This is a genomic window from Nostoc sp. (genome assembly GCF_036918245.1).
Classification (GTDB): Bacteria; Cyanobacteriota; Cyanobacteriia; order Cyanobacteriales; family Nostocaceae; genus Nostoc.
The window spans coordinates 100,822-120,750 of record NZ_JBALEF010000056.1 but is presented as its reverse complement, the minus strand read 5'-3'; the positions used below and the strand labels follow the sequence as shown (position 1 = coordinate 120,750).

The window sequence follows — 19,929 nt, the reverse complement described above, 5'->3', positions numbered from 1 at the left end:
ATATGAGCGCTAACAAATAAAAACATTATTGAGGATAATCTATCTGCTATGACAGACCGAAGTAACTATAAGAATAGCAGGCGGTGGGTAAATAAACTGCAAGGGTAGTTACAAATGTTTTGTTAAAAATATTACTTACCGTCAATATAATGCTTGATTTAGGCAAAATCCAATCGATTGCGAAATCATATTCTCCCCAAGAACTCTTCGCTGCTTTGATTTGGCAGCGTCGGTTCAATGAGTTTAATGGCGAAGAAGTGATTACTGACCTTTCCAACTACAAAAATTTATGGTCAAGCTTTCTGTTCAGAAAACCAATCTTTGCACCAGATGAAAACGGTTTAAGCTTTGGTGGTATGGTCGATACCCTACTTGCAATGGCAAACTATCGTTCCATACCTGAAACCAGCATCATCCATTTCATTGCTTATCCTGCCGATAGACTATACATCCTTGCAGAGAACCAAGACACAAAAGTGTCAGAGCTTTTAGACTTGGGCAAAAAATGGCGAGCTGATTCAGTAGAGGTAAGTGATGGCACGAATGAAAATTATGGTTTGCGCCTGAAGCGCCGACTGAGAACTAGATTGGAAGGAGCGCTATGGGGTGAGGATGTTCACGAGGATTGTGATGCGGTCATTGTTTCCTATTGGTGGGATTGAATTCTTGAAAGTTATTTCCACCGTTTTCCTCCTGATCTTACCTGCACCCAAATCGATCAGCGATCGCAGTCTCTTAATTTTTTTGAGTAAATTATTCTTTGTTAGGTATTGAGCCGAAATCCTCGGCTCAATACCTATATTCCTTATCACAAAATCAGACTTATTTAATTATTATTTTGTCAATATAGCAATCCTATTTTATATTTGAACAGAGAAAATTTGGAAGGCTTATGAATCAAGCATTTTACGTAATGCATTGTTCAAAAACCATTTAGGATTACTATCGTAATTATAGAAACTATCAATATAATCTATTGTTAATTCTTCCCAAAAATAGTATTTACTATAATTTAAGACTTGCGATACAAGCTGATGTTTTGGTAAGTTAATTCAGAAAAAATCCTGATACCCAAAATTTAAAGTCAACAAGACTTTCTTGCTAAATCTACTTTAAATTTACTTATCAATCCATTTTAAAATCGCAATTAATTTTTCCACTATTTTATAGGTGTTGGGAGTCATCATGGCAAAATATCTACTAGCTTCTGCTAGTGGGATGGGATTTTTATGTTTAATTGTCGGGTTATCACCTGTGCAAGCCCTTCCTAGTTTAAAAATTGCAGATAAAAACGTAGCTGTTAATCAAGATGACGGCAGCTATGAAAAGAATTATTCTCATCAAAGGGATTTAGCAAATAATATCTCCAGTAAATTGCTGATAGCTAATGAAACTCAAAAAAACTTACCCTCAGTCAATCAACAGCAAGAAATTCCAGATATAAAAGTAGATTTTGCTGTTAACTTGTGGCAGCCAATCATACCACAACCTGCAAGTTCATCTCCAACCTCATACAAACTTGCACAAGTAACATCCGTATCGCAATTGTCTGATGTACAGCCGACTGATTGGGCTTTTCAGGCACTCCAATCTTTAGTCGAGCGCTATGGTTGTATCGCAGGTTATCCCAATCAAACCTATCGCGGTAATCGGGCGATGACTCGCTATGAATTTGCTGCTGGCTTAAATGCTTGTTTAGACCGAATCAACGAACTGATTGCCACTGCAACTGGTGATTTGGTCAAGAAAGAAGATTTAGCTACGTTGCAGAAACTACAAGAACAATTTGCCGCAGAATTGGCAACATTGCGAGGTCGAGTAGATGCTGTAGAAGCTCGCACAGCACAACTAGAAGCAAATCAGTTTTCCACTACGACCAAACTCAGTGGTGAGGTAATTATTGCTGGTGTTGGTGCTAGCGGTGGCGCTCCTAATCAGAGTGACCCGAATATCATCCTAGTCAATAGAGTGCGGTTAAATCTCACCACTAGCTTTACTGGTAAAGATTCATTAATTACTGGATTGCAAGCCTATAACTTTTTGGGTGGAGCCGATGGACAGGGTAGCCTGCAACAAAGTTTAGGATTAGCTGCGCCACTTTTAAGTGCAAGTAGCGCTCGTACCAGTTTTGAGCCGCAATTTCCGGGGTTAAATGTCAATACTTTGTCGGGTGTTGGCGCAAACAGTATTCAGCTTTACAAATTGCTGTATATCTTTCCCATCGCTAATAAATTAACCTTGTTTGCGGGAACTGCGGCAGAGACATCAGATGCTTTCCCAGCAATTACGCCTTTTTATGGTGAAGGACAAGAGTCAATTTCTCGTTTTGCCGGCTTGAATCCTGTGCTACGGGTTTCTGGTGGGACTTCGGGTACTGGTTTAGCATCGGCGGCGGGATTTATTTTTAACATTTCGCCAAATTTGGATTTAAGAGCTTTATACGGCAATCCAAATGCCAATTTAACCCAAAAATCTGCGACTGAGGCAGTACCAGGAGTTTCTACTACACCTTTGGGAGCAGGTTTATTTAGTGGTAGTAGTATTATTGCCACACAGTTAACCTTCAAGCCAAGTCCTGCTCTGGATATTGCTTTAAACTATGCCCACAGTTATCACGAAATCAATATTTTGGCTACAGGATTAGTTAGTAGTGATATCGGTGCTTTAGCAGGGGTTGCAGCTGGAACACCCCTCACACTCAACTCTGTTGGCGGTACGGTAACATGGCGATTGTCTCCCAAAATAGCATTATCTGGCTACGGTGCAGCAATATTTGTTGATGCTGCTTCCAATAGCGTGGATGCTTCCACCACCTTTACAAGTTGGATGGCGGGAGTTCACTTCAGAGATTTATTCAAGTCAGGAAACACTGCCGGGATTCTTTTTGGTCAGCCGCTTTACCGTAGTGATACTGGTGGTTCTGCTCAACTTACGCCCACAGGCGACAATCGGGCGACTCCTTACCATTTAGAAGCCTATTACCGCCTTCAAGTTAGCGATAATATCAGCATTACCCCTGGTGCGTTTGTTCTCTTTAATCCAGAAGGTAACAGCAACAATGAGACTACGACTGTAGGTGTACTTCGGACTACTTTTACATTTTAAGAGATTGGGAGTAGGCAGTCAAAATCCCCCAAGAAATTGGGGGATTTTGAGATTGGATAACAAAGTTCACGGTAGACCTCTTGCATAAATCAACAATAAAGAACCCCACCCCGCATTTGAGTAAGCTTTGGCTATCCATTAGTCATATCTTTAAAAGGAGTGTCGAGGATAAAATAATGACTAATAAATACGTAGAAATTCGGTGGATGTTTATTGAATAATATTGTTTGGTTTTTGACAAAAATATAGTCGCATTGCCCAAAATCTGTTATGCAAAACTAGTGCGATGTCTATGGTAGTGACTGAGCTTAGAGGATGTTTGAAAAGTTCTCTTGTAGGTATCAAAAGTTTTAGCTCCCTCTAAATCCCCTTTAAAAAGGGGGACTTTGATTCCGGTTCGTCCCTTTTTAAGGTGGGTTAGTGGGGATCTAAAAGTGCCTAAAGTCACAGCGAAAAACTTTTCAAACAACCTCTTAGGAATGACCGAAGTGCGGGCTACATTAAAAATAAATTGTGTAGGTGTAGCTCATCGTAGATATCGCCTTACAGATAACCTAATTATTTCTTTTACCTGATTTAGCACTTTGATTTGAAAGGTGGTGCTTTTGTATAACCCGGTCAATCTGGCAAGTCACCGCATCTATTCTATTTTTAACCTTATCAAAATCAATATTCGCCCAAATATAGGCTTTCTCAGGTCTTTGCTGCTTTTTATCCATATATGGTTTTACTTGTCAATATATTTTGTTATATCTATACAATATAGTCTTCTCAATTTCTAAACTACTTTCTCTAGACATATAAGTAAATATGCTTAACATTTGCTTAAGGTTTTATCGCAATCCGATTTGATTTTTAAACTTATTTGCGTGGTACTCAAAGTACAGCGCAAGCGCCAGAGGGAGGGAGTAGGGAATCAGCCTTAGTTATACAGAGTTTTTTCATGCAATCAAATAGGAGTCTTATAGCTCCTAGAAGTTCAACCAAACAGTGATTTGATTAATCTGGGCACACATTAGTATCTATCTATTGAAAGAGACGCGATATTTCGCGCCTCTAAGAACCAAAATCAAAATTCTAAGGTTAGCTTAAATCTTTGTTTGTAGATATTGCACCAACTGCGGTGCTTGCATCACTCCTTCTATCCGCTCTACAGGCTTACCCTGCTTAAATAGTACTAAAGTTGGGAGAGAAGCAATTTTATACTCAGTAGCTAAATCTGTGTATTTTTCTGTGTCGATTTTGACAATCCGTAAACGCTCCTTAAGTTGGGCATTGACTTGCTCTAAAATTGGCACCATCATTTGACAGGGGCCACACCAGTCAGCATAAAAATCTACTAATACAGGTACATCAGAAGCAGACAGCATCTCTTCAAAGCTGTTAAATTGCTTTTTCGTTGCCATGTGACACACACCGATTTTCAATTGTTTGTTTCAATAGTAGTTCTTAGAAAATAAAATAGGTATAGGTTCATGGGTTTTTGTTGGTAAAAGATTAGATTAGTTAATATAAAATGATTTACCAGCCAAAAATCTTAAATAATTATAATCAAACACGTATATTCTTTTATGTTGTGCATCTGGATTAAATATGTATTTAAACCTATCCTGACCAGCCAAATAATTATAGAGGCTTTCACAAGAGTGATATCTACGATGGGTGTAGATGCAACACTTTCTAGTCTATCCAGTCAGGCGAATATATTACTTAAAGTTATCGATACATTCACAAAGAAATAACTATAGATATTTAATTATAGTAAAACGTTAATTCGTGTTAATTGAGTTATGTAGTAATCCTATTTAATTTGTGAAAATTACAACCCGCAGATCCTTGACAACTTTTATGAAGTTGGGGGTCTTGTTTCTGCGCGTTTGATTCAGGATAGCTATATCTAGCTAAATACGACGTATAACTTGATCTATTAGCTATCTAACTTGCATCATGACAGCAAGATTATCACCCCGCAAGAGTTAGATTTTATTCAGACAATATTCAGATGTTCCCGAAATCGCCATAAGATAATTAGCGCGGTATTTCTAAGATTGAGGAACATTAAATGACACTATTACAAGATAAAGTCGCAATTGTCACAGGTGCATCCAGAGGAATTGGCCGCGCGATCGCAATTGAATTAGCCTCACAAGGAGCGATCGCAGTTGTCAATTATGCCAGTTCAAGTGCTGCTGCTGAGGCAGTTGTTACAGAAATTACAGCAGCAGGAGGTCAGGCGATCGCGATCCAAGCTGACGTTTCTAAAATTGAGCAAGTAGACGCACTAGTTAACACCGTCATGGAAAAGTTCCGCCGTGTGGATATTTTGGTCAACAACGCAGGTATTACGCGCGACACACTACTTTTACGTTTGAAGCCAGAAGATTGGCAAGCAGTGATAGACCTAAATCTAACTGGTGTTTTCTTATGTACACGGGCCGCCAGTAAAATTATGCTGAAGCAGCGATCGGGGCGGATTATCAACATTACCTCCGTTGCTGGGCAAATGGGCAACCCAGGTCAATCAAACTACAGTGCCGCCAAAGCAGGTGTCATCGGCTTCACCAAAAGCGTTGCCAAAGAACTAGCGACTCGTGGGATTACCGTTAATGCTGTCGCCCCTGGATTCATCACCACCGACATGACTAGCGATCTCAACAACCCCGAAGATATTCTCAAATACATTCCACTCGGTCGCTTCGGTCAGCCCGAAGAAGTCGCTGGGATGGTGCGCTTCCTCGCCGCCGACCCCGCCGCCGCCTACGTCACTGGACAAGTCTTTAACGTCGATGGCGGCATGGTCATGGCATAAGTAGAGACGCGATTCATCGCGTCTACAGTAATTTTCGTAGAGTGTGTTACGCTTTCGACGTAACACACCGATTTTATTTCAGGTAGTTTACTCTCGTAAATCGAGTTTTCAACTTCTAAATCAAGTTTTCAACTTCTAAATCGAGTTTTCAACTTCTAAATTAAGTTTTCAACTTCTAAATCGAGTTTTCAACTTCTAAATCGAGTTTTCAACTGCTAAACTAACTTCACGGCTTGTAAACCTCTTATTCTCAACGAATTTTGGCAAATATACCCGCATTTATCCTTTAGGCTAATCTTAATGCTCTAAAGCTAATAGAATTGGGCAACTGTTCGGCTAAATGCCTACCAAGCTATCCAACCCAGTAGGCGTAGGTTGGGTTGAGAAACGTAGCTTGTCTTGTTGTATTTTGATTAACTCTAAACAATTGTAGTTTACAAACTACCGCGGATCAGTTGTCAGGAGTTGATAAAAATGTTTGGACTCGGTGATTTTGATATCAAAACTACTAGACTTTATGAGGAACTCAAGCAGGAAATAACTCTATAAGTAGTCATGCGTCAGCTGCAACGACGCATTGGTAATTTGAGTCAGCAATTGTCAGAGCGCATTACTCAGTTATCTATCGAACAGCTTGAAAATCTAGCCGAGGCACTGTTAAATTTTTCCACAGAAGGAGATTTAGTCGCTTGGTTGCAAGACAATTTAACTCCAGCTTGAATTTTTTGTGGATTGAATAAACCATAGTAGGGCTAGCATTGGAATGCTCACCCTACAAGCAACTAGTACTACGGCGTAAATAAACCACCCATTCCAAATCGCCAAAAAGTATGCTCTATAAACTTTTTGACTTTTGACTTTTGCCATGTGGTACTAGGGCTGTTGGCGTATCCTTTGCCAGACAGTAAAACCCAAAAGCAGGATAATACTACTGGCGGTTGTCAGCATCACAGCCAAATTCATACCTTGTATTCTCATCGCCAGCAAGTTGAAAACTAAGGTAATTGACCAAAGCGTAAACGCAGCATGGCGCTGGGAGAGTCCCCAAGCAAGTAAGCGGTGGTGCAGGTGGTCTTTGCCAGGAGTACTGAGAGGGTTATTTCCTGCTAGTAACCGCCGCACAAATACTTGAGTGGTGTCTAGCACCGGTAACAACAGAAATAAAACCGTAGGAATTAGCGCATAAATTGTGTTTTGTTGCAGTTTGCCTAAAATACTAGTTGCTGCCAACACATAACCGAAAAAGTATGCTCCGGCATCACCCATAATAATTCGTGATGGATGGAAATTATGGCGCAAAAATCCTAGTGCAGCACCTCCCAAGGCTGCGAGTACCAAGATTGCCGCGGCACGATTGTTAAATTGAGCTGCAACGCCCAACAAACTCATGGCGGTAATAAAGCTAATTCCTCCTGCCAGGCCATCCATACCATCCATCAAGTTGATGGCGTTGGTAATCCCTACTACCCATAGTACTGTTAGCAACATGGACAGAAGCGAGTCGATGGGAGTGCCAAACAGGACTTTGACGCTGATGCCATTTGCTACGAGCAACAGTGCCGTGACAATTTGCGCCCACAATCGAACAGAGGGGGGTAAGCCAAACTGATCGTCAATAAAGCCCACAAGGACTAATATCGAACCCCCCAACAGAATAGTGAGCACCTGAGCCAATACGTTTTGGAGTTCGATCGGTCGTAAAAGGCTAGCTAATACCAGCGCGGCAATCACGCCCGCGTAGATAGCCAGCCCCCCTGCATTAGGTAAAGGTTCTCGGTTGAGTCGCCGTGCGTTGGGTTGGTCAGCCCAACCTACCCGCAAGGCGAATTTGCGTACTGTCGGAATTAAACGCCAAGTTACAAGGCAAGCCAAGAGGAACGTAAATACTACTGCCAACCAGCCGGTGCCGCTAGGGTCGGCAATACCAAGGGACTTAAGGGAGTTGTCTAGATTCATCTCCCAATTCAAGCATTACTGCCAGTATCTAATATGAGCATCACCTGTATATTAATCAATTTTTTTTATTTCCATTTGTAACTTGAGCAGCTTGAGAGATTAGCACTCTGGCGCTGTGAGTGCTAAATTGTCTAATGGAAGCGCTGGAGAAATGAAACATGGCGAAAATTATTGCATTTGACGAGGAATCTCGGAGAGCTCTAGAAAGGGGTGTTAACGCCCTTGCCGATGCTGTAAAAATCACCTTGGGGCCTAAAGGTCGCAATGTCCTTTTAGAGAAAAAATTTGGCGCACCTCAAATTGTCAACGATGGTATCACTGTTGCCAAGGAAATTGAATTAGAAGATCCTTTGGAAAATACTGGTGCAAGACTCATCCAGGAAGTGGCCTCAAAAACTAAAGATGTCGCTGGAGATGGTACAACCACCGCCACAGTTTTAGCACAAGCCTTAATTCGAGAAGGTTTGAAGAACGTTGCGGCAGGTAGTAACCCTGTTAGCTTGAGACGCGGAATCGACAAAACTATTGAGGCATTGGTACTGGAAATTGCCAAAATAGCCAAGCCAATAGAAGGAAGTGCGATCGCTCAAGTTGCCACTGTCTCTGCTGGTAACGATGAAGAAGTTGGTCAAATGTTAGCTCAAGCAATGGAAAAAGTCACCAAAGATGGTGTAATTACCGTTGAAGAATCTAAATCCCTGACGACTGAACTAGAAGTAGTTGAGGGGATGCAGATTGACAGGGGTTATATTTCTCCCTACTTCGTCACCAACAACGAACGGCAAATCGTCGAATTTGAAAACGCCCGGATTTTAGTGACAGATAAAAAAATCAGCAGCATCCAAGATTTAGTGCCGATTTTGGAAAAAGTTGCTCGTTCTGGTCAGCCTTTGCTAATTATTGCTGAAGATGTCGAAGGTGATGCTTTGGCAACTTTGGTGGTGAACAAAGCGCGGGGTGTACTGGCCGTGGCTGGGATTAAAGCGCCTGGGTTTGGCGATCGCCGCAAAGCTTTGTTAGAAGATATTGCTATTCTCACCGATGGACAGTTGATTTCAGAAGAAATCGGCTTAAGCTTGGATACCGCTTCTCTAGAAGCGCTGGGAACTGCTCGCAAAATCACCATTGACAAAGAAAGCACCACAATTGTCGCTGGCAGTGTCACCAAGCCAGAAGTACAAAAGCGGATCGGTCAAATTCGCAGGCAGTTGGAAGAAACCGATTCTGACTACGATAAAGAAAAACTGCAAGAACGCATCGCCAAGCTCGCTGGCGGTGTGGCAGTGATTAAAGTGGGTGCGGCAACCGAAACCGAACTCAAAGACCGTAAACTGCGGATTGAAGACGCGCTCAACGCCACTAAAGCTGCTGTGGAAGAAGGTATTGTTCCTGGTGGTGGGACAACCTTAATTCATTTAGCTAAGGTGGTAGAAGCGATTAAAAAGACCTTACAAAATGACGAAGAAAGAATTGGGGCTGATATTGTCGAACGAGCGCTAGAAGCCCCCTTGCGCCAAATAGCAGACAACGCTGGTGCTGAAGGTTCTGTGATCGTCTCGAAAGTCCGCGAGAGCGACTTCAACATTGGCTACAACGCCGCTACTGGCGAATTTGAAGACTTGATTGCTGCTGGTATTATCGACCCTGCCAAAGTCGTGCGTTCAGCTTTGCAAAACGCTGGTTCCATTGCTGGTTTGGTCTTAACCACCGAAGCGATCGTTGTTGAAAAGCCAGAGAAGAAATCTGCTGCTCCTGCCCCTGATATGGGCGGTATGGGTGGCATGGGCGGCATGGGTGGCATGGGTGGCATGGGTGGCATGGGCGGCATGGGCATGTTCTAACTTCTGCTCACCCAGATAAATATTTTTTCAGCAGTTTGTCTTACCAAGGCAAACTGTTTTTTTTATAGCATTGCTGATTCAGAAGCAATATGTTATCTGTATTGCTGGTAACTCACTGAACGTAAATAAACTTACAGTAGTTTTCATCTATTTAAACCACACGTATCGTAGGGGCACAGCATTGCTCATTGGTGTCAACTTAACGTGAAAGCCAGCCTAGAAGAAGCTTTTAGATATTGTCTCGTTCCCAGTCTCCGACTGGGAATGCCGTCCTAGAGGCTCCGCCTCCCTTGCTGGCGGCAGAGCCGCCAGGAGCAGCATTTCCAGCCAGAGGTTGGAAACGAGGTTTTAAAGGAGTTTCAGCTTAAGTTGACACCCGTAAGCATTGCTGTGCCCTTACAACTGACTACCAACAAAATGTTGATGACCAAATTAGCAACCTAAATAATTGCTTAATCTAAAAATTGCCGTCTTTGTATTAACTTTTGTAATATGAAATGTAAGTTGTCAGTTGCCACAAGTCAATTATTTTTACTAATGACAAATGACTAATAACTATTAGGTAATATTGCATGGTACGAAAACTGCGTCGCCTTCCCAAAATAGTAAATAAGCCACATGAAGATGAGTTTTATCACCAACCAGGGACTATACCTGGAACCATTTTTATTGATGCAGATGCTCCACCACCAGTAATTTTTTTGATTGACTATAACCAAACCAATTTCATCCGCGAACAAATAGAAACTCCAGAGGAGTGTGTTCCCTATCTGGAAGCGGAATCGATTTCTTGGGTAGACGTACAAGGCTTAGGTAGTCAAGATATATTACAACGATTGGGTAATGTTTTTAAGTTACATCCTCTAGTTTTAGAAGATGTAGTCAATGTACCGGAGCGTCCCAAAACAGAGGATTATGAAGATCAATTACTTTTCATTGCCCGAATGGTAGTACCAAAGGAAAGAACATGTGGTTTTTATAGTGAGCAAGTGAGTTTGATATTAGGAAAAAATTATCTGCTGACAGTACAAGAGGAACCAGAACATGATTGCTTTGAAGCGGTGCGATCGCGAATTGAAAAAAATAAAGGTATGATCCGGAAACAGGGAGCGGATTATTTAGCTTATGCTCTGTTAGATGCAATTATTGATGGCTTTTTTCCAGTACTGGAGCTTTATGGTGAGCGAATCGAAGAGTTAGAGGAAGAAGTAATAGTTAAACCTACTCCCCAAACACTACAAAATATTTATCAAATTAGGCGAGAATTACTGCAACTACGTCGTGCTATCTGGCCACAGAGGGATGCAATTAATTCCTTAATTCGAGATGCTCCCGATTTAATTTGTGAAGAAGTGCGAATCTACCTACGAGATTGTTATGACCATACAGTGCAAGTGATGGATATGGTAGAAACTTACCGAGAATTAGCATCTGGATTAATGGATGTGTACCTTTCGGCAGTGAGTAATAAAATGAATGAAATCATGAAAGTGCTAACGATAGTTTCAACAATCTTTATCCCACTGACTTTTGTTGCCGGAATATATGGTATGAATTTCAATACTGAAAAATCGCCATATAATATGCCTGAGTTGAATTGGTATTGGGGCTATCCACTTTGCTGGGCAGTGATGTTAGCGATCGCATTTAGTTTGCTATTCTTTTTTTGGCGAAGAGGCTGGCTGCAAAATTCTGTATAAATTAAGCGCAATTAAAAATTGTAGATTAGCGATGAGTCAAATATATATTCATTAGCACCGGGAGTTAAGATTTTTGAGTTATGAGGAGTAGCGACCAGAATTTAGTAGTTTTGACGATTTATATTATCGGTGTTTCTTATGTTTTCAACCGCATGATTGAATCCATCGATGACCAAGTTAAATTTGAGTTTAAAAAAGGAATCGTTGACGAGCAACTCAAAGAACAAAATCTCGACGATAAAATTGGAATTTCCTTTAAACTCAAATCCTCATACCCAATTGACGATTTGAAAGATTTAGGAATTAGTATCGAAAATAAATCGGATAATGTTGCCCTATACGTTGACTGGGATAACAGTTCTTTAGTTGTTGAACATAGTAAGCAATCGCGCCGCGTAATTCGGAAATCACCAGACTTAACCCGCGACTTAGCAGTACCCCAAAGTCCTAGCCTGATTGCTCCCAAGAAAACACTTTCTGAAACAGTGACAGCAGAAGATGTTTTCCAGCGCGATCAAGTAGCTGGAACCTATTTAGCAAAAAAACCACTAATTGATATCAATGGGCTACAAAAAGGGCAAAAAAAGTTGTACAACGACTTTTTTAACAGAAAAAAAGAGTTGGATTTTTCTCTGCAATTAGTGCTTAGGATATCTGAAGTGCGTTTAGGTCTAGCCCCAGGTGGCGATTTTCCTCCCATTAGTATTATCAATTGTCCTTTCACAGTCAGGAAACTACCTTGGACTTACGCTCTACCCTGGAATAAAAAAAAGTAATGCTATGTCAATATACTATGTTAACCAAGAGATTACACTGGATCTAGGGAGAGAGTAGGCGCAGGCGGTTGCAGATCAGTCATAGTCACTGGTTTGAGGAAAGTCCGGACTCCCGAAAGACCAAACTTGCTGGATAACGTCCAGTGCGAGCGATCGTGAGGATAGTGCCACAGAAAGATACCGCCAGGACAATTAAAAATTAAAAATTAAAAATGTAAAATGAGTAATTTTTAATTTTTAATTTTACATTTTTAATTGATCTGGTAAGGGTGCAAAGGTGCGGTAAGAGCGCACCAGCAGTATCGAGAGGTGCTGGCTCGGTAAACCCCGGTTGGGAGCAAGGCGATAGGAACTACGGTTGGTGTTTTACCAGTTCCGCTCAAGGAGAGCCGCTTGAGGCGTTTGGTAACAAGCGTCCCAGATAGATAACTGCCCTCGCAAGAGAACAGAACCCGGCTTATGTCCTGCTCTCTCCCCTTTAATGGAGTATGAACCTTTCATGGTTTGTACTCTATTATTTTTTGTACGGGTTTTGTGCGATCGCTAATTGATCATTTAGAGCATTCCCAGGATCTCTAATGCTGTATCCAGATGCCATTTAACCCGATAGAGTCCAAACAGTTTCTCTTGACTGTAGCGTGCTGGGTACTCTAGTTTCCTTCCCTCCATCGTCACCTTGAGTAATGCCGACTGCTCTGGTGTCGGTGTTCCCATAGCTTCTAGTGTCGCTTCTAGCGCTTCTACTTGAGAGAATATGGGAGACTTTAATCCTTTATTTTCTGATACTTGCTTGCAAGCTACAACAGGAAAAGTCAGGAGTGCGTTAATGTAGGAAGCTTTATCAGCAGGGTTTCCTATTGCTTGGATGCCGTACTGTATCAGACATAAATCGCGTAACGCTCTCAAGCTTTTAACTTCTAATTCTGTGCGTGTAAACATAAAATAGAGTTACCTCTTGTAAAAGTGGGAATCGGTGGTGAACTAGTTTGCAAGACACGAACACCACCGAATTAAACTCTATTCCGTTGTTAACATCGACTTTAAGCTATATTTACGTTTCTATATAAATGGCTAAAGCTAAGGGTAAACCTGAAAATTTTGGAAACCAACCAAGCAAGGAATTAACAGAACAATTGAATTTTCGTGTCACCAAGGAAATGAAGCAAGAAGTAAAAGCTAAAGACGATCCTCCTGAATTTTGTCGTCAAGCTATCCAAGAGAAGCTAGATAGAGAGAAGTAGCGAAAAGTTGCTAGATTAATAGTCCAAGAACTTTAGGGATATAAGATAGATAATTAGTTGCCTTCCCCTGCCCCCCTGCCCCCTTCCCCTTATCATGTAATGCCCCTTGCCTATCCACGCCGTCAACGGCAACTCGAAAGTTTAGTCCAAAAATTTGGTTTGTCGCTAGAAGCACCTATAAAGTGGGAACTGCTGGATTTAGCGCTAACTCATCCCACTGTCTCTGATTCGGCAAATTATGAACAACTAGAGTTTGTTGGCGATGCAGTGGTGCGGCTGGTGTCGGCTGTTGTGTTATGGGAAAATTATCCCGATTGTCCAGTCGGGGATTTTGCGGCAATTCGTTCGGTGTTGGTGAGCGATCGCATCCTCGCCCAATTGGCCAGAGTTTATGGTTTGGAGTTATACTTACTAGTCGCTGGCAGTGCTACCGCCGATAAAGTTGGTCTAGAGTCACGACTGGCTGATGCTTTTGAAGCAGTTCTGGGTGCGCTTTACTTAAGTACTCAAAATCTGGAATTGATTCGCTCTTGGCTAGATCCCCACTTCCACCAACTAACAACAGAAATTCGCCTCGATCCTGCCAGACTTAATTACAAAGCTGCTCTCCAAGAATGGACTCAGGCGCAATTTAAAGTTTTACCAGAGTATCGGGTTGTGGAAGTCACTCAACCGCATCGCAATCAAGAACGTTTCATGGCTGAAGTGTGGCTGCACGGAAATATGCTAGGAGTTGGTAAGGGACGCTCAATCAAAACTGCAGAACAAGCCGCAGCTAAGGTAGCTTTTTTAGCAATTTCTAATCAGCAAAAACCCTGAACCCAAAAGACGGCTGATAAACTGATAATCAGTGGATTGTCAGTGGTCATTTGTCCCTAGTCCCTTGTATACAAATGACAAATGACAAATAAGTAATGACAAATAACTAATGACAAATCAAATTAAAATTGCTGTCATCGGAGTTGGGCGTTGGGGAGTGCATCTGCTGCGGAATTTTTTAGTACATCCCCAAGTAAATGTAGTTGCTGTAGTAGACCCCCATCCAGAACGATTAGCGGCGGTCAAGCAGCAGTTTAATTTAGATGAAAATGTACTATTAACAACCCAGTGGCAGAATTTAAAGACAGTGCCAGGGTTGACAGGAGTGGCGATCGCAACTCCAGCTACCACCCACTATGCTTTAATTAAAAACGCTCTCCAACAGGGATACCATGTTTTGGCAGAAAAACCCCTAACTCTCAATCCAGCAGAATGTCGGGAACTCTGCCATTTAGCAGAGCAGCATCATTTGATACTAATAGTTGACCATACTTATTTATTTCATCCAGCAGTTGAGCGAGGAAAAAGTGTAGTACAAGCAGGGAAATTAGGTGATTTACGCTATGGTTACGCCACCCGCACCCATTTAGGGCCTGTCCGGCAAGATGTTGATGCGCTGTGGGACTTAGCCATTCACGATATTGCAATCTTTAACGCTTGGCTGGGTCAAATTCCTGTACAAGTACAAGCAACGGGTACTGTGTGGCTACAAGGAGCAGAGGTGAGTCCATGCACAGATTCTCATTTGCCTCAAAGTTTAGCTGACCTAGTATGGCTGACACTCACATATCCAGATGGCTTTCAAGCTTATATTCACTTGTGTTGGCTGAATCCTGATAAGCAGCGACGCCTGGGAATTGTGGGGAGCCTTGGCAGCTTGATTTTTGATGAAATGTCAATATCATCACCCCTAACCCTGCTATATGGTGAGTTTGAACAGCAAGGCAATCAATTTATTCCTGTGAATCAAAGACAGATAGCGCTGGAATTAGAGCCAGGAGAACCATTGGGGCGAGTTTGCTCCTCCTTTGTTGTCTCTATTCGCAAAAATACTCCCTCAGAGGTTTCGTCTGGCTGGGTAGGCACTGAGTTAGTAGAAATTCTTGCTGCTCTAACATTATCTCTTAGCCAAGGCGGTAAACCTGTTTTTTTGAGTGATCGCATCGTCAAGGATCAAAAGTTTCAGGAGTACTGATGAATGTGGACTTTTGACTCAATTACCTCTTGAAAGTCCCATTTGCACAAACTCCTCCTTTTGGAAGACTTACCAAAATAGTTTGCAGGGGCGAAAGACGAATCTCGCAAGTCTCATTTCCAACTAGCAACTGGGACTTCGGGAACTTTTTTTTATCTATCTCTATTTTCACAGACTTATTGATCCCCAAAGAGGAACTTCCCCCAAACTCCTGTAGGCTGGGGTAGCGGCTTGCTTTTACCGCTTCATTCCCAGAGGAGAATCCTAGCTCCCCAACATTTGCTTCTTTATTTGGAACACCTAACAATGAGATATCAATCAAAGGTAAGGTAATTTTCAGTGTCGTACCTTGATGAAGTCCCGTACTCTCAAGAGTAATGCTACCTCCCATGAGTTCGATTAAGTTTCGTGAAATCGCTAGTCCCAGTCCAGTACCTTCAAACTGACGTGTCGTAGTGCCATTCACCATTACAAAGGGGCGAAATAGTTTGTGCTGTTGAGTTGGATCAATGCCTATACCTGTATCTTTGACAGCTACTACCACCTGAGATTTACCATTACTAGATTGAATTTCTGTAGCAATGGTGATGCTTCCGGTATCGGTGAACTTGGTGGCATTGCCGATAACATTAATCAGCACCTGCTTGAGTTTTCCCGCGTCTGCCTTAATTGGTATCACTTTGGGAGCTAACTCACATTTCAATTGCAAGCCCTTTTGTTGAACATTAACTGATTGTAAATTAATCACCTCTAACAATATTTGTCGGAGGTCAATAGGTGTAGAGACGACCGAAAGCTTACCTGCTTCGATTTTAGAAATGTCGAGTAAATCATTAATAATACCTAGCAAGTGAATCGTTGTTTCATCGGCACGTTTGAGAAACTCCATTTCTTCTTCTCGGTCATCACATAAGCCTTCTTCAACCAGGCGAATACAGTTAATAATAATATTTAATGGGTTTCTCAATTCATGGGAAGTCGTAGCTAAAAACTGGCTTTTAATTTGGTTAGCGCTTTTTGCTTCTTTCCAAGCTATTTCTAGTTCTTCCGATCCAGCTTTAAGCCGTTCTACCATTTGGTCTAATGCTTGGGCCAGTTGATTGAATTCCCGAATTTGAAAATTGTGCGGAACTGGTTGTGCAGCATGGTGAGAGTGAATATTGAGAGCATAGTCTCGCAATTCTTCTACAGGACGGGCCAAGTAAGGAGCTAAATATAAGGATGCTAACAAACTTGCGCCAATCAAACCAACTGTCAAAACGATAAGAATTAATTTGATTTCTTCTAAACCAAAAAGCGCATTATCGACACTAGTAACAGCTAAAATTATCCATTTTTGCTGCTGCTCTTGGGTGAGTGGATTTGCAATAGCTGTATAGCCAGCGACTAATTCTTTGCCCTGTGTAAAAGACAAATTTATCGAATCGTTTTTTCCCATAATTGCATTTTTAATTATGCTCTTGATTTGGGAAGCATGAGGGTGCTGATTGATATTAGTTCCCACCCAATCTGTGAATGGGTGTGCCAAAATTGTGCCATCTTCAGCAATCACTACCATAGCGCCCGTGAGCGATCCCGGCGGATTTCTGGTTTGTTGGTACAATGCAGACTGAATACTTAAGCTGTAAACTGAATTTCTTCGGCTATCGGAAACTGGTGCAGATAAAACTACTTGCAGTTGATTTTGTGTGTTTCTTTTTCCAGTTATTCCTGCCTTTGGCGGGAAGATTGCTTTGACATCAATTCCGTCACTAGGTAAAGGTAATCTCAATTCTCCAATTTCTCGATCCCCACAGCTACTAGCAATTATCTTTTGGTTTAAGAGATTCGTTAATTGGATACACTCAATACTGGCTGGAAGTTGTTGTCTTAACTGCGTGAGAATTTCTTGCTCTTGTATAGGCGAATCTGACGGAATTACGGTTGTTTTACTTACAGTCTGCAAATTAGCTTTTAAGATTGCGATCGCATCACCAATTCTCTCCCCTTTACTGATGGCGCTTTCTGTTAAATTTTGCCGTGCAGTTCTCAATATACTAGAACGTGCCTTATTCAAGGCAACAATTTCGCCTACAAGTAAAACTGGAACAAACAGCAGCAATATTCTCGTTACTAAAATTCGACGAAAGGAAGATTGGCGGGAATTAGTCATCAAGTGTCTCACTTTGCACCTGCAATCTACAACACCAAAGATATGCAATTAAACCAGCTAGATGAGACATTTTATTAAATTATCAGAATTTTATTTTCAATGTTTAAAAATAACAAATTGCTATAATTCAAAAAGAAACGTGGTATACCAAAACTCGTATATGCTAGATGTAAAAGCGATTTGTGTTGCATATCAATACAGTGGTGAAATTATAAAATAGTAGCTTGTCGGTATGGTTTTTTTAAGAATCTACACACGACTAAAGTAAATATTAAAACTATCAAATCAATTTAATGTTGCAACATCGTCCTCATACTACAGTTGTTTTAGCAATGAGTGCAGATGGCAAGATAGCAGATTTTAAGCGATCGCCTGCTCGGTTTGGCTCAAGGGTTGATAAAGCACACTTAGAAAAACAAATTGCTGCCTCTGATGCCGTTTTGTTCGGTGCTGGGACTCTGGACGCTTATGGAACAACACTTACTGTAACCGATCCAACTCTAGTGGAACTCCGGGCGCAAGGAGGGAAGCCTCGGCAACCAGTTCATATAGTGATTACAAACTCTGCAAACCTTAATCCGGAAATTCACTTTTTTAAGCAACCAGTTAGACGCTGGCTACTCACCACAAGAGCAGGAGAATTTTCGTGGAAAGAACGCTTACAGACGCTTCACTCAACTCTGGGAATTGGAGTACAGGAGTACCCTTCAGAATTTGAGAAGATTCTGGTTTTTGAAACACCAACGCGAGAAATTGACATTCTCGCAGCCTTGAAGCAACTAGCCACTCTACATATAACACGCTTGGCGGTCTTAGGTGGAGGTGAATTAGTAGCTTCCTTACTGGAATTAGATTTAATTGATGAATTATGGCTAACTGTCTGTCCGCTGATTTTAGGTGGTAATACTGCACCCACACCTGTCGAAGGGAAAGGATTTTTACCTGCTTTGGCTCCCAAGTTACAACTCATAGAAGTTCATACAGTTGAGCAAGAAGTGTTTTTGCACTATCGCCTGCAACGACCAACAGATTAGATTACGCTAAGTTAAGTTATTGGGCATTGGGCATTGATTATTTTCCTCTGCTCCTCTGCTCCCCCACTCCCTACTCTCTACTCCCTACTCCCCTAAAATGGTGGAACAACTTAAGCCTCGCTATTCTGTCGTTTGGACAAACAAAATCGCTGAAGTACCTCAAAATGCCTGGAATGCTTTGGCAATGCCACTCAAAACGCCATTTTTAGAATGGGAGTGGCTGAATAATCTCGAAACTTCCCAGAGTGTTACGGCTAAAACTGGTTGGTTGCCAAATCACTTGACATTGTGGCGAGATAAAACGCTGATTGCTGCTGCGCCACTTTATCTTAAAGGACATAGTTCTGGTGAATTTGTTTTCGATCACCAATGGGCAGAGTTAGCCGATCGCATCGGAGTCCAATATTACCCAAAATTGCTGGGAATGACACCATTCACCCCAGCTGAAGGCTATCGGTTCTTAATTGCCCCAGGAGAAGATGAGGATGAAATCACAGCGCTGATGGTGCATGAAATTGACACTTTTTGCTCCAAAAATCGGATTTCTGGGTGTCATTTTCTCTACGTCGATCCCCAATGGCGTCCGATGCTAGAACGGCATGGTTTTACAACTTGGCTGCACCATAGCTACATCTGGGAAAATGCTGGCTTTAAAACTTTTGATGATTACTTGAAGGTGTTTAACGCCAATCAGCGCCGCAATATCAAGCGGGAACGCAAAGCTGTGGAGAAAGCAGGTTTACGATTGCAACCACTGGCTGGCGATCAAATTCCTCAGTCTTTGTTTCCGTTGATGCACCAATTCTATGCTGACACCTGTGATAAGTTTGGCTGGTGGGGTAGCAAGTATCTCACACGGAGATTTTTTGAGCAGCTACACTCCAATTATCGCCACCGAGTCTTGTTTATTGCCGCATATAGCGAGGAAGATAATTCTCATCCTTTAGGAATGTCTTTTTGTTTGTTTAAAGGTGACAAACTCTATGGACGCTATTGGGGAAGTTTTCAAGAAATAGATTGCTTACATTTTGATGCTTGTTATTATGCACCAATTGAGTGGGCGATCGCTAACGGCATCCAAAATTTTGACCCTGGCGCGGGTGGGCGTCACAAAAAACGGCGAGGTTTCCCCGCTATGCCCAATCACAGTCTGCACCGCTTTTACAATAATCGTTTAGGACAAATTTTACTTCCCTATATTAAGGAAGTGAATCAACTCGAACAGCAGCAGATTGAGGCAATTAATGCAGAGTTGCCGTTTAGTGAGAAAAATGCTTAAGGAAAAGGAACTACTTTCGTAA

General features: G+C 41.8%; 18 protein-coding genes and 1 other RNA gene. 14 read left to right on the top strand and 5 right to left on the bottom strand.

Annotated features, from left to right (window positions below):
* Positions 1 to 119 precede the first annotated feature (119 nt).
* Together V7L12_RS15705 and V7L12_RS15700 are read left to right on the top strand one after the other, a co-directional pair.
* Complete coding sequence (locus V7L12_RS15705; protein WP_335085420.1) at positions 120 to 662, top strand: hypothetical protein; 543 nt, start codon at positions 120 to 122, stop codon at positions 660 to 662.
* Positions 663 to 1,185: 523 nt separating this feature from the next.
* A complete protein-coding gene (locus V7L12_RS15700) occupies positions 1,186 to 3,105 on the top strand; it encodes an iron uptake porin (protein WP_335085418.1) in 1,920 nt (639 codons plus the stop codon).
* 554 nt (positions 3,106 to 3,659) lie between these two features.
* On the opposite strand, the gene V7L12_RS15695 is transcribed toward V7L12_RS15700, so the two are convergent.
* Together V7L12_RS15695 and trxA are read right to left on the bottom strand one after the other, a co-directional pair.
* Positions 3,660 to 3,824 (bottom strand): hypothetical protein, encoded by a 165-nt coding sequence (locus V7L12_RS15695; protein ID WP_335085416.1) that lies wholly within the window; start codon positions 3,822 to 3,824, stop codon positions 3,660 to 3,662.
* A 369-nt stretch (positions 3,825 to 4,193) separates the two neighbouring features.
* Positions 4,194 to 4,511, bottom strand: a complete 318-nt coding sequence (trxA, locus tag V7L12_RS15690; protein ID WP_335085414.1) for a thioredoxin — start codon at positions 4,509 to 4,511, stop codon at positions 4,194 to 4,196.
* 656 nt (positions 4,512 to 5,167) lie between these two features.
* On the opposite strand from trxA, the gene fabG reads away from it, so the two are divergent.
* Together fabG and V7L12_RS15680 are read left to right on the top strand one after the other, a co-directional pair.
* Positions 5,168 to 5,914 carry a 3-oxoacyl-[acyl-carrier-protein] reductase gene (fabG, locus tag V7L12_RS15685; protein ID WP_335085412.1) on the top strand — a complete coding sequence of 249 codons (747 nt, stop codon included), beginning with the start codon at positions 5,168 to 5,170 and terminating at the stop codon, positions 5,912 to 5,914.
* Positions 5,915 to 6,469: 555 nt separating this feature from the next.
* Positions 6,470 to 6,634, top strand: a complete 165-nt coding sequence (locus V7L12_RS15680; RefSeq protein ID WP_335085411.1) for a DUF4351 domain-containing protein — start codon at positions 6,470 to 6,472, stop codon at positions 6,632 to 6,634.
* Between the two features lie 153 nt (positions 6,635 to 6,787).
* Here V7L12_RS15680 and V7L12_RS15675 read toward each other — a convergent pair whose 3' ends face one another.
* The gene (locus V7L12_RS15675) at positions 6,788 to 7,870 is read right to left on the bottom strand and encodes an MraY family glycosyltransferase (RefSeq protein WP_335085409.1); all 1,083 of its coding nucleotides are present in this window, start codon (positions 7,868 to 7,870) and stop codon (positions 6,788 to 6,790) included.
* Positions 7,871 to 8,028: 158 nt separating this feature from the next.
* On the opposite strand from V7L12_RS15675, the gene groL reads away from it, so the two are divergent.
* The 5 genes from groL to rnpB all read left to right on the top strand — a co-directional run bounded on the left by groL (position 8,029) and on the right by rnpB (position 12,662).
* Positions 8,029 to 9,711 carry a chaperonin GroEL gene (groL, locus tag V7L12_RS15670; RefSeq protein ID WP_335085407.1) on the top strand — a complete coding sequence of 561 codons (1,683 nt, stop codon included), beginning with the start codon at positions 8,029 to 8,031 and terminating at the stop codon, positions 9,709 to 9,711.
* Positions 9,712 to 9,947: 236 nt separating this feature from the next.
* On the top strand, positions 9,948 to 10,079 hold the full coding sequence (locus tag V7L12_RS15665; protein ID WP_335085405.1) for a hypothetical protein: 132 nt from the start codon (positions 9,948 to 9,950) through the stop codon (positions 10,077 to 10,079).
* Between the two features lie 204 nt (positions 10,080 to 10,283).
* Positions 10,284 to 11,411, top strand: coding sequence for a magnesium/cobalt transporter CorA (gene corA / locus V7L12_RS15660; protein WP_335085403.1), 1,128 nt, complete (start codon positions 10,284 to 10,286; stop codon positions 11,409 to 11,411).
* Between the two features lie 80 nt (positions 11,412 to 11,491).
* On the top strand, positions 11,492 to 12,187 hold the full coding sequence (locus tag V7L12_RS15655; RefSeq protein ID WP_335085401.1) for a hypothetical protein: 696 nt from the start codon (positions 11,492 to 11,494) through the stop codon (positions 12,185 to 12,187).
* A 51-nt stretch (positions 12,188 to 12,238) separates the two neighbouring features.
* An RNA gene (rnpB, locus tag V7L12_RS15650) (RNase P RNA component class A) lies at positions 12,239 to 12,662 on the top strand.
* A gap of 80 nt (positions 12,663 to 12,742) precedes the next feature.
* Here rnpB and V7L12_RS15645 read toward each other — a convergent pair.
* Complete coding sequence (locus V7L12_RS15645; RefSeq protein ID WP_292873156.1) at positions 12,743 to 13,126, bottom strand: hypothetical protein; 384 nt, start codon at positions 13,124 to 13,126, stop codon at positions 12,743 to 12,745.
* Positions 13,127 to 13,254: 128 nt separating this feature from the next.
* Between V7L12_RS15645 and V7L12_RS15640 the strand changes: the two genes are divergently transcribed.
* The 3 genes from V7L12_RS15640 to V7L12_RS15630 all read left to right on the top strand — a co-directional run bounded on the left by V7L12_RS15640 (position 13,255) and on the right by V7L12_RS15630 (position 15,442).
* Positions 13,255 to 13,428 carry a hypothetical protein gene (locus V7L12_RS15640; protein WP_289798473.1) on the top strand — a complete coding sequence of 58 codons (174 nt, stop codon included), beginning with the start codon at positions 13,255 to 13,257 and terminating at the stop codon, positions 13,426 to 13,428.
* Between the two features lie 99 nt (positions 13,429 to 13,527).
* Positions 13,528 to 14,247, top strand: a complete 720-nt coding sequence (gene rnc / locus V7L12_RS15635; protein WP_334825892.1) for a ribonuclease III — start codon at positions 13,528 to 13,530, stop codon at positions 14,245 to 14,247.
* A 109-nt stretch (positions 14,248 to 14,356) separates the two neighbouring features.
* Positions 14,357 to 15,442 (top strand): Gfo/Idh/MocA family protein, encoded by a 1,086-nt coding sequence (locus V7L12_RS15630; RefSeq protein WP_335085399.1) that lies wholly within the window; start codon positions 14,357 to 14,359, stop codon positions 15,440 to 15,442.
* A 22-nt stretch (positions 15,443 to 15,464) separates the two neighbouring features.
* Here the strand turns inward: V7L12_RS15630 and V7L12_RS15625 are convergent, their stop codons facing one another.
* Entirely contained in the window at positions 15,465 to 17,594 is a 2,130-nt protein-coding gene (locus V7L12_RS15625; protein ID WP_335085397.1) for an ATP-binding protein, read from the bottom strand.
* A 293-nt stretch (positions 17,595 to 17,887) separates the two neighbouring features.
* On the opposite strand from V7L12_RS15625, the gene V7L12_RS15620 reads away from it, so the two are divergent.
* Both V7L12_RS15620 and V7L12_RS15615 read left to right on the top strand, forming a co-directional pair.
* Positions 17,888 to 18,628, top strand: coding sequence for a RibD family protein (locus tag V7L12_RS15620; protein ID WP_335085395.1), 741 nt, complete (start codon positions 17,888 to 17,890; stop codon positions 18,626 to 18,628).
* 97 nt (positions 18,629 to 18,725) lie between these two features.
* A complete protein-coding gene (locus V7L12_RS15615) occupies positions 18,726 to 19,907 on the top strand; it encodes a GNAT family N-acetyltransferase (protein WP_335085393.1) in 1,182 nt (393 codons plus the stop codon).
* The last annotated feature ends 22 nt before the right edge of the window (positions 19,908 to 19,929 follow it).

Coding starts and splice junctions, on each gene's coding strand:
- V7L12_RS15700 (WP_335085418.1), top strand. CDS start 1,186: ATGGCAAAATATCTACTAGCTTCTGCTAGTGGGATGGGATTTTTATGT.
- V7L12_RS15695 (WP_335085416.1), bottom strand. CDS start 3,824: ATGGATAAAAAGCAGCAAAGACCTGAGAAAGCCTATATTTGGGCGAAT.
- trxA (WP_335085414.1), bottom strand. CDS start 4,511: ATGGCAACGAAAAAGCAATTTAACAGCTTTGAAGAGATGCTGTCTGCT.
- fabG (WP_335085412.1), top strand. CDS start 5,168: ATGACACTATTACAAGATAAAGTCGCAATTGTCACAGGTGCATCCAGA.
- V7L12_RS15680 (WP_335085411.1), top strand. CDS start 6,470: ATGCGTCAGCTGCAACGACGCATTGGTAATTTGAGTCAGCAATTGTCA.
- V7L12_RS15675 (WP_335085409.1), bottom strand. CDS start 7,870: ATGAATCTAGACAACTCCCTTAAGTCCCTTGGTATTGCCGACCCTAGC.
- groL (WP_335085407.1), top strand. CDS start 8,029: ATGGCGAAAATTATTGCATTTGACGAGGAATCTCGGAGAGCTCTAGAA.
- corA (WP_335085403.1), top strand. CDS start 10,284: ATGGTACGAAAACTGCGTCGCCTTCCCAAAATAGTAAATAAGCCACAT.
- V7L12_RS15655 (WP_335085401.1), top strand. CDS start 11,492: ATGAGGAGTAGCGACCAGAATTTAGTAGTTTTGACGATTTATATTATC.
- V7L12_RS15645 (WP_292873156.1), bottom strand. CDS start 13,126: ATGTTTACACGCACAGAATTAGAAGTTAAAAGCTTGAGAGCGTTACGC.
- V7L12_RS15640 (WP_289798473.1), top strand. CDS start 13,255: ATGGCTAAAGCTAAGGGTAAACCTGAAAATTTTGGAAACCAACCAAGC.
- rnc (WP_334825892.1), top strand. CDS start 13,528: ATGCCCCTTGCCTATCCACGCCGTCAACGGCAACTCGAAAGTTTAGTC.
- V7L12_RS15630 (WP_335085399.1), top strand. CDS start 14,357: ATGACAAATCAAATTAAAATTGCTGTCATCGGAGTTGGGCGTTGGGGA.
- V7L12_RS15625 (WP_335085397.1), bottom strand. CDS start 17,594: ATGACTAATTCCCGCCAATCTTCCTTTCGTCGAATTTTAGTAACGAGA.
- V7L12_RS15620 (WP_335085395.1), top strand. CDS start 17,888: ATGTTGCAACATCGTCCTCATACTACAGTTGTTTTAGCAATGAGTGCA.
- V7L12_RS15615 (WP_335085393.1), top strand. CDS start 18,726: ATGGTGGAACAACTTAAGCCTCGCTATTCTGTCGTTTGGACAAACAAA.